This window comes from Erwinia sp. S43, assembly GCF_016624745.1.
In the GTDB taxonomy this organism is placed as follows: domain Bacteria; phylum Pseudomonadota; class Gammaproteobacteria; order Enterobacterales; family Enterobacteriaceae; genus Erwinia; species Erwinia coffeiphila.
The window spans coordinates 22,563-30,988 of record NZ_JACVTX010000041.1 but is presented as its reverse complement, the minus strand read 5'-3'; the positions used below and the strand labels follow the sequence as shown (position 1 = coordinate 30,988).

Annotated in this window: 6 protein-coding genes; all 6 read right to left on the bottom strand. The window is 62.8% G+C overall.

From position 1 onward, the window contains the following. Positions 1 to 177 precede the first annotated feature (177 nt). The 6 genes from kdpD to IBT47_RS25780 all read right to left on the bottom strand — a co-directional run bounded on the left by kdpD (position 178) and on the right by IBT47_RS25780 (position 8,423). On the bottom strand, positions 178 to 2,859 hold the full coding sequence (gene kdpD, locus IBT47_RS25805) for a two-component system sensor histidine kinase KdpD (protein ID WP_200564000.1): 2,682 nt from the start codon (positions 2,857 to 2,859) through the stop codon (positions 178 to 180). 91 nt (positions 2,860 to 2,950) lie between these two features. Further along, positions 2,951 to 3,517: a potassium-transporting ATPase subunit KdpC gene (kdpC, locus tag IBT47_RS25800; protein ID WP_200563997.1), complete on the bottom strand. Its 567-nt coding sequence runs from the start codon at positions 3,515 to 3,517 to the stop codon at positions 2,951 to 2,953. 11 nt (positions 3,518 to 3,528) lie between these two features. Continuing rightward, a complete protein-coding gene (gene kdpB / locus IBT47_RS25795; protein WP_200563994.1) occupies positions 3,529 to 5,577 on the bottom strand; it encodes a potassium-transporting ATPase subunit KdpB in 2,049 nt (682 codons plus the stop codon). A gap of 18 nt (positions 5,578 to 5,595) precedes the next feature. Further along, entirely contained in the window at positions 5,596 to 7,281 is a 1,686-nt protein-coding gene (gene kdpA, locus IBT47_RS25790) for a potassium-transporting ATPase subunit KdpA (protein ID WP_200563992.1), read from the bottom strand. Further along, positions 7,281 to 7,370, bottom strand: a complete 90-nt coding sequence (kdpF, locus tag IBT47_RS25785) for a K(+)-transporting ATPase subunit F (RefSeq protein WP_105593590.1) — start codon at positions 7,368 to 7,370, stop codon at positions 7,281 to 7,283. The genes kdpA and kdpF overlap by 1 nt, the downstream gene beginning before the upstream one ends. A gap of 165 nt (positions 7,371 to 7,535) precedes the next feature. After that, on the bottom strand, positions 7,536 to 8,423 hold the full coding sequence (locus IBT47_RS25780; RefSeq protein WP_200547945.1) for a LysR family transcriptional regulator: 888 nt from the start codon (positions 8,421 to 8,423) through the stop codon (positions 7,536 to 7,538). Between the last annotated feature and the right edge of the window lie 3 nt (positions 8,424 to 8,426).

The window sequence follows — 8,426 nt, the reverse complement described above, 5'->3', positions numbered from 1 at the left end:
AAAAAAAAAACTTTCCGCTATTATTTCACCCCCCCCCCCCCCCCCCGGGGCGCCCCCCTCTTCTGGTTTTCAGCGTTTGGAAATGTTTTAAACGAGCGCCATGCAGCACTCAGCGAGAATAATTCCAGGTACGTTTACTCCATCACCTTCTTCTTCATCCTCAAGCTATCCCCAAGCTCACTCGTAATCCTCAAGTTCCGGCGGTGCCGTCATCGGCAGCGAAATCACAAAATTCGCGCCACCCTGCGGGCGGTTTTCCGCATGAATCTCCCCGTCATGCATCGCGACAATCGCCTGGCAGATTGCTAACCCCAGCCCGACGCCCGGCACCGATGACTCTTTATTGCCGCGAGAGAATTTTTCAAAAATCTTCCTCTCCTGCCCGGCAGGTATCCCCGGACCGCTGTCCCACACGATAATCTCCAGCCGTGAAACTTCCCCCTCAGTCCTGCGAGCACGAATGCCCAGCTCGGCCTCCGCCCCGGCATATTTCAAAGCGTTCTCCAGCAGATTTGCCAGCACCCGCTCCATCAGCGGTGCGTCCACGTCAATCAGCAGCAGCTCCGGCGGCAGATCCAGCTGAACGGTGCGGTCGGCCAGCGAAGCGTTCATGGTGCGCAGCGTGCTGCCAATCAGCTCATCCAGCGCCATCCACTCGCGTTTAAGGTGGAAGCCGCCGGACTGTAGCCGCGCCATATCCAGCAGATTATTGACCAGCCGGATGGTGTTCAGCGTCTGTTCACGCATCGCGCTGGCCTGCGGCGCATACGGCGAGTTTTCGCTGGCGAGATCCAGCGTCAGGATTTCCGCCTGGCCGAACAGCACCGTCAGCGGCGTACGCAGGTCGTGGGAAAGCGCGGATAACAACGCGTTGCGCAGCTGCTCGCGCTCCGCCGCCAGTCTGGACGCCGCCTCGCGCTGGCTGAGCGCCATGCGCTCCAGCGCGTTAGCGATCAGCACGGTAAAGGTTTCCACCAGCCGCTGCTGTTCCGGGATCATCAGCTGGCGCAGATTCAGCGGTTCGAGGATCAGCAGGCCAAGCGTCTCGCTGCCGCTTTTTAACGGCAGCATCAGCCAGGGTACGCCGGGCAGCGTGTCGGTCCCGGCACCGGCGGGCTGGCCCTTGGTAAAGCTCCAGTGGGCGATAGCGCGGTCCGGCTGAGCGCTGAGATGTGGTTCGCCCACCACCTTCAGCTCGCCCTGCTCATCAGGCAGATGCAGCTCGCTGCGCGCCTGTAAGGTACTTTCCAGGCTGTGCTGGAGGATCGCGGCGATGTCCTGCTGGCTGAGCGCCCGGCTGAGCGCTTTTGCCATGCCGTACAGGTGCTGCGCCCGCTGCTCGCGATAGCGCGCCACCCTTGCCTGATAGCGCACGCCCGCCGTCAGATTGCCGACGATCACCCCCACCGCCAGCATCACGCCGAAGGTCACCAGATACTGCACATCCGACACCGCCATGGTGCCGGTGGGTGCAACAAACACCAGGTCAAAGGCAATAATATTCAGCAGCGTGGCCACCACCGACGGCCAGCGGCCATAGCGCAGCGCCACCACCACCACCGCCAGCAGGTAGACCATCACCAGGTTGACGGAATCAACGCGCGGCAGCAGCCAGCGCCCGGCCAATGTCACCACAACGCACAGCAGCAGCGCCGCCACGCAGCCGTGCAGCTGCGCGCGCCAGCGGCTATCGTTCGCCGCGTTCTGTCTTGCCAGCGGCGGACCGACATCCGCAGGCGGATCGTCGAGGGCGACGATCAGAATATCGAGATCCGGCCCCAGCTCCGCCAGGCGATCGGCAAAGCGCTCGCGCCACCAGCGTTTACTGGGGCGGCGGCCAAGGATAATTTTACCGAGGTTATGATCGCGGGCGTAGCGCAGCACCGCGCGGGCTTCGCGGGTGTCGGAGAGGGTGGCGGTTTCTGCCCCCAGATCGCGCGCCAGCTGGAGCGTGCGTAAAATTCCGCGCCGCCGCGCTTCCGGCAGGCGATACAGTCGCGGGGTTTCCACATACACCGCATGCCAGACGCAGTCGAGTCGCCCTGCCAGCCGGGCGGCGCTACGCACCAGCTTTTCGCTGCCGCCGTTGTCGCCGATGCACAGCAGGATCGCATCGCGGGTGTGCCAGACTTTTTCACGGCCCTGCGTCTCACGCCAGGCGCGCATCTGGTCGTCGACGCGATCGGCGGTTCGGCGCAGCGCCAGCTCGCGCAGGGCGATCAGGTTGCCCTTGCGGAAGAAGTTTTCGATGGCGCGCTCTGCCCCCGAACCGATGTAGACTTTGCCCTCTTTCAGCCGCTGGCGCAGATCGTCCGGCGGCAGATCCACCAGCACCACTTCGTCGGCGGCATCAAAGAACGGGTCCGGCACCGTTTCCCGCACGCGAATACCGGTCACGCCGCCCACCACGTCGTTCAGGCTTTCGAGGTGCTGCACGTTAACCGTGGTCATTACATCAATGCCCGCGTCCAGCAGTTCTTCGATATCCTGCCAGCGTTTGGGGTGCCGCGAGCCACGGGCGTTGCTGTGCGCCAGCTCGTCCATCAGGATCACCGCCGGATGACGGGCCAGCGCGGCATCAAGGTCAAACTCCGGGTAGCGCTGCTGCCCGGTGGCGCGGCGTGGCAGTACGGTCAGCCCGGCCAGCAGCGCCGCAGTTTCCGGGCGATCGTGGGTTTCAACGATGCCGACCAGCACCTCCAGCCCCTGGCCGCGCAGGCGCTGTGCCTCCTGCAGCATCGACCAGGTTTTACCCACCCCGGCACAGGCACCAAAGTAGATTTTTAGTTTGCCACGGCCCTCAACCGCCGCCTGGCGCAGCAGCGCATCCGGGTCCGGGCGCTGGAGTTCATCGTTCATAATGCTCCCTGTGATCAAAACGGCGAAAAGCCGCACCGGATTAACATCGCCGTGCGGCCCGTTGCATCAGCCCATTAAGGCCACTTTTCTACTACATGCCATCCAGAGCCAGATTCAGCGCCAGCACGTTGACCGTCGGGTCGCCGATAAACGCCGGCATCGGCGTGTGGATCTGCTGCTCAATCAGCTTCTGCACCACGCCCAGCGGCAGCTGCCTCGCCGCCGCAATGCGGGGAGCCTGCCAGCGCGCCGCCTGCGGTGAAATCTCCGGGTCGAGTCCGCTACCGGATGCAGTCAGCAGATCCACCGGTATCGAACCCGCGGCCTGCGGATTGGCCGCACGCAGCGCCGCAGCACGCTGTTCCAGCGCCTGGTCAAGTGCCGGGTTGCTCGCCGCCAGGTTGCTGCCGGAAGAGGCCAGCGGATTATAGGGCGCATCACCGGTAGCCGAAGGACGCCCCTGGAAATAGCCCGGCTGGCTGAAGTTCTGCCCGATCAGTGTGGAACCTCGCGCTTCTCCCCGCAGCTCAATCAGCGAACCGGCAGCCTGATGCGGGAACCACCACTGCGCCAGCCCGGTGGTCAGTAAAGGATAAAATACGCCGACAACCAGCGTCAGTAGTAACAGTAAAAACAGTGCGGGGCGACATTGACTCATGATAGTTCTCCTTACGCCAGACCGGTAACGGTCAGCAGCATATCGATCAGCTTGATACCGGCGAACGGCACCAGCAGCCCGCCCACGCCGTACAGCCACAGGTTACGGCGCAGCAGCGCCGCCGCGCTCAGCGGACGGTAGCTCACGCCCTTCAGCGCCAGCGGAATCAGAAACACGATAATCAGCGCGTTAAAGATCACCGCCGACAGCATCGCCGAGGTGGGGGAATGCAGGTGCATGACGTTAAGCATATTCAGCTGCGGGTAGGTCGCCGCAAAAGCCGCCGGGATGATGGCGAAATACTTCGCCACGTCGTTGGCGATGCTGAACGTGGTCAGCGACCCGCGGGTCATCAGCATCTGCTTACCGATATGCACCACCTCCAGCAGCTTAGTCGGGTTGGAGTCCAGATCGACCATGTTCCCCGCCTCTTTCGCTGCCTGAGTACCGGAGTTCATCGCTACCGCCACGTCGGCCTGCGCCAGCGCTGGCGCATCGTTGGTGCCGTCACCGGTCATCGCCACCAGGCGGCCTTCCGCCTGATACTGGCGGATCAGCGCCAGCTTGGCTTCCGGCGTGGCTTCCGAGAGGAAGTCATCCACCCCGGCTTCGGCGGCGATGGCAGCGGCGGTCAGCGGGTTATCGCCGGTGATCATGATGGTTTTAATGCCCATTTTGCGCATTTCAGCGAAGCGCTCTTTGATACCGCCTTTAACGATGTCCTTCAGCTCCACCACGCCCATCACTTTCGCGCCGTCGCAGACCACCAGCGGCGTGCCGCCCGCCCGCGCCACCTGTTCCACCAGGCCGTTCACTTCCTGTGGGAACTGGCCGCCGTTACTGTCAATATGGCGGCGCACTGCATCCACCGCGCCCTTGCGCACGGCACGCTGCTGCACGTTAACCCCGCTCATGCGCGTCTGCGCCGAGAACGGAATAAAAGTAGCGTCCATGCTGCTCAGATCGCGTTCGCGCAGGTTAAATTTCTGCTTCGCCAGCACCACAATACTGCGCCCTTCCGGGGTTTCATCGGCCAGCGACGCCAGCTGCGCCGCATCGGCCAGTTGCTCCGCCGTCACGCCCGGCGCGGGCAGAAACTGCGTCGCCTGCCGGTTGCCGAGGGTGATGGTGCCGGTTTTATCCAGCATCAGCACGTCAACGTCACCCGCCGCCTCAACCGCGCGGCCGCTGGTCGCAATCACGTTGGCCGCCAGCATGCGGCTCATGCCCGCCACACCGATCGCCGACAGCAGGCCGCCGATGGTGGTGGGGATCAGGCAGACCAGCAGCGCCACCAGTACGGTGATGCTGACCGTGCTACCGCCCCAGGCGGAGAACGGATACAGCGTCGCGGTGGCCAGCAGGAAGACGATGGTCAGCGCCACCAGCAGGATGGTCAGGGCGATCTCGTTCGGCGTTTTACGCCGCGTTGCACCTTCCACCATGGCAATCATTCGATCAAGGAAGGTTTCCCCCGGATTCACGCTGCAATGAACCACCAGCCAGTCGGAAAGAATGCGCGTCCCGCCGGTCACCGAGGAAAAATCCCCGCCGGATTCACGGATCACCGGGGCAGACTCCCCGGTGATGGCGCTTTCATCCACCGACGCGCCGCCGGACAGCACTTCACCGTCGCAGGGGATGATGTCCCCGGCTTCCACCAGCACCCAGTCGCCTTTGCGCAGGCTGTCCGCCGCCACCGGCTGATGGCTGGCTCCGTAGCGCGCCTCGCTGAGCTTTTTGGCAAAGCTGGTTTTGGTCACGCCTTTCAGGCTGTTGGCCTGCGCTTTGCTGCGCCCTTCCGCCAGCGCTTCGGCAAAGTTAGCGAACAGCACGGTAAACCACAGCCACAGAGAGATAGCGGCGGTGAAGCCCGCCTCGCCCGGGGTTTTCCCTGCCGCCATGGCGATCGCCAGCAGTGTAGTAATGACGCTGCCCAGCCACACCACAAACATCACCGGATTGCGCACTTGTACGCGCGGGTCCAGTTTTTTCAGCGCATCAAGCAGCGCCACGCCGATCAGCGCGCTGTCAAACAGCGCCTGTTGATTCCGACTCATCTCGTGATTCTCCGCTCGTTAACGACTGAGCATGTGCAGATGTTCCGCCACCGGGCCCAGAGCCAGTGCCGGGATAAAGGTCAGCGCGCCCACCAGCAGCACGGTGCCAATCAGCAGGGCAATAAACAGCGCGCCGTGGGTAGGCAGCGTACCGTTGCCCTGCGGCTGGATTTTCTTCCGCGCCAGAGAACCGGCAATAGCCAGTACCGGAATGATGATGCCGAAACGGCCCACCAGCATGCAGAACGCCAGCAGCAGGTTCCAGAACGGCGTGTTGGCGCTGAGTCCACCGAAGGCGCTGCCGTTGTTGTTGGCCGCCGAAGAAACTGCGTACAGCACCTCGGAGAATCCGTGGGTGCCGGGGTTCAGCATTGCGCTGCGTCCGGCGTCGGTCATCATCGCCAGCGCAGTGCCCAGCAGTACCAGCGTCGGCGTCACCAGGATCGCCAGCGCGGTCATTTTCATCTCCCAGACGTCGATCTTTTTGCCGAGGTATTCCGGCGAGCGACCGATCATCAGCCCGGCGATAAACACCGCCAGCAGCACGAACAGCAGCATGCCGTACAGTCCCGCACCCACACCGCCAAACACCACCTCACCGATCTGCATCAGCCACATCGGCACCATGCCGCCCAGCGCGGTAAAGGAGTCGTGCATCGCGTTTACCGCACCGCAGGAAGCCGCCGTGGTGATCACTGCGAACAGGCTGGAGTTGAGGATGCCGAACCGCGTCTCTTTCCCTTCCATATTGGCGGCGGTATCCGCCCCCAGCGTCAGGAAATGCGGGTTGCCCTGTAGCTCCGCCCACATCACCACCGCCACGGCGGCGATAAACATCAGCGACATCGCCCACAGCAGCGTATGGCCCTGACGCCGGTCGCGCAGCGCGTCGCCGAAGGCAAAGCACAGCGCCGCCGGGATCAGGAAAATTGACAGCATCTGCACGAAGTTACTCAGCGCAGTGGGGTTTTCAAACGGGTGCGCGGAGTTGGCGTTAAAGAAGCCGCCGCCGTTAGTCCCGAGCATTTTGATCGCTTCCTGCGAGGCCACCGGCCCCATCGGCAGCACCTGTTTCGCGCCCTCCAGCGTGGTCAGCTCCACGTAGCCGTGCAGGTTCTGAATTACACCCTGGCTGACCAGGAACAGCGCCATCAGCAGAGAGAGCGGCAGCAGAACATAAAGGGTGATACGGGTGATATCGCGCCAGGCGTTACCCAAATCGTCCAGCGCGCGGTTGGCAAAGCCCCGGATCAGCGCAAAGGCAACGGCGATACCGGTGGCGGCAGAGAGGAAGTTCTGCACGGTTAAGCCGACCATCTGGCTGAAATAGCTCAGGGTGCTTTCCCCGGCGTAGGACTGCCAGTTGGTGTTGGTGACAAAGCTGACCGCGGTGTTCAGCGCCAGATGCCAGCTCAGCCCCGGCAGCCCCTGCGGGTTCAGCGGCAGGTGTGCCTGGTTAAGCAGCATCAGGAACAGCAGTACCAGCCCAAGGGCATTAAACAGCAGGATTGCCAGCAGATAGCGCTGCCAGTTCATCCCCCCCGGCGCAACGCCGCTCACCCGCCACAGCAGGCGCTCGGTAGCGGCCAGGCCCGGCACGGGACGGTCGGCAATCAGCCACGCCAGACCGCTGCCCAGCGGACGGGCAAGCACCAGCAGCAGCACCATGTAACAGCCGATCAGTAAAAAGGCGGAGGCAGCCATCAGAACTCCTCCGCGTTAAGCAGGGCATAAATCAGATAACCCAACAGGGCAAACACCAGCACAATGCCGGTTATAACAGCAGCGCTCACAGCACACCTCCAGAGGCGTTTCAGATGGCTGATATTGTTGCGAGCGGCGTGCAAAGTTGGTGTAAAAATGCGGGGTCAGGGTGTAAAAAAAGTATAAAAATGGACTGATTTTTCAGCAGTTATGGCCCGCTCAGCCCAGCAGCGGCACACAGAATGGCATTGCCATCAGCGCGAGAAGAAGTATTCCAGCAGCGGCTTCAGCACCGCGCTCTCCGCATGCTGCTGGTAGTAAATTAGCGCCAGCCTGTCGGCAGCGGCCTGTAGCTCCGGCACCGGCAGCGAGATCATCCCGGCTTCAGTTTCCGACTCGGCCAGCGACGGCACCAGCGCCACCGCCACGCCCTGCCGCACCAGTTGCTTCATTACCGGCAGAGCGCTGGCCTGCGCCACAATGTTCGGCGTCAGCCCGGCCTGGGTAAAGCACTGCATCACCCGATCGTACATGCCGAAACCGGTTTTACGCCGCAGCAGCACCAGCGGCTGCGCGGCCAGCTGTGCCAGCGTGACGGAGGGCAGTGCGGCCAGCGGTGTATCGGCCAGGCACAGGGCGCGGACGTTGAGCTGATTGAGTGGGATACTGGCGATATTGTGCGGGTTCAGCGTCAGCGGCAAATGGATCAGTGCGGCATCCACCTGACGCCGCTCCAGCAGTTCTTCCAGCCACGGCGGGTCGCCCTGATACAGCGAGAATTGCAGATTGGGGTAGCGCAAACGCAGCGCGGCGATGGCTTCGGCCAGCAGGCTGATGCCCATATCCACGCAGCCCAGGCGCACCACGCCGCGCTGACCTTCGCTGAAGGCGCGCATTTCACTGTCGATATTCTGCGCCTGCAACAGCAGATCCCCGGCGCGCTGGTAGAGGTAGCGCCCGGCGTCGGTGGGGATCATCCCGCGCGACGTTCGCTCGAACAGCACCACGTCCCACTGGGCTTCCAGCTGCTGTAACGCCTTGCTGATTGGCGGCTGGGCGGTAAACAGCACCGCAGAAGCCGCCGAAATCGAGCCTTTCTCCACTACTGTTTTAAAGTAATACAGGGGCTTGAGTTTCAACATCGC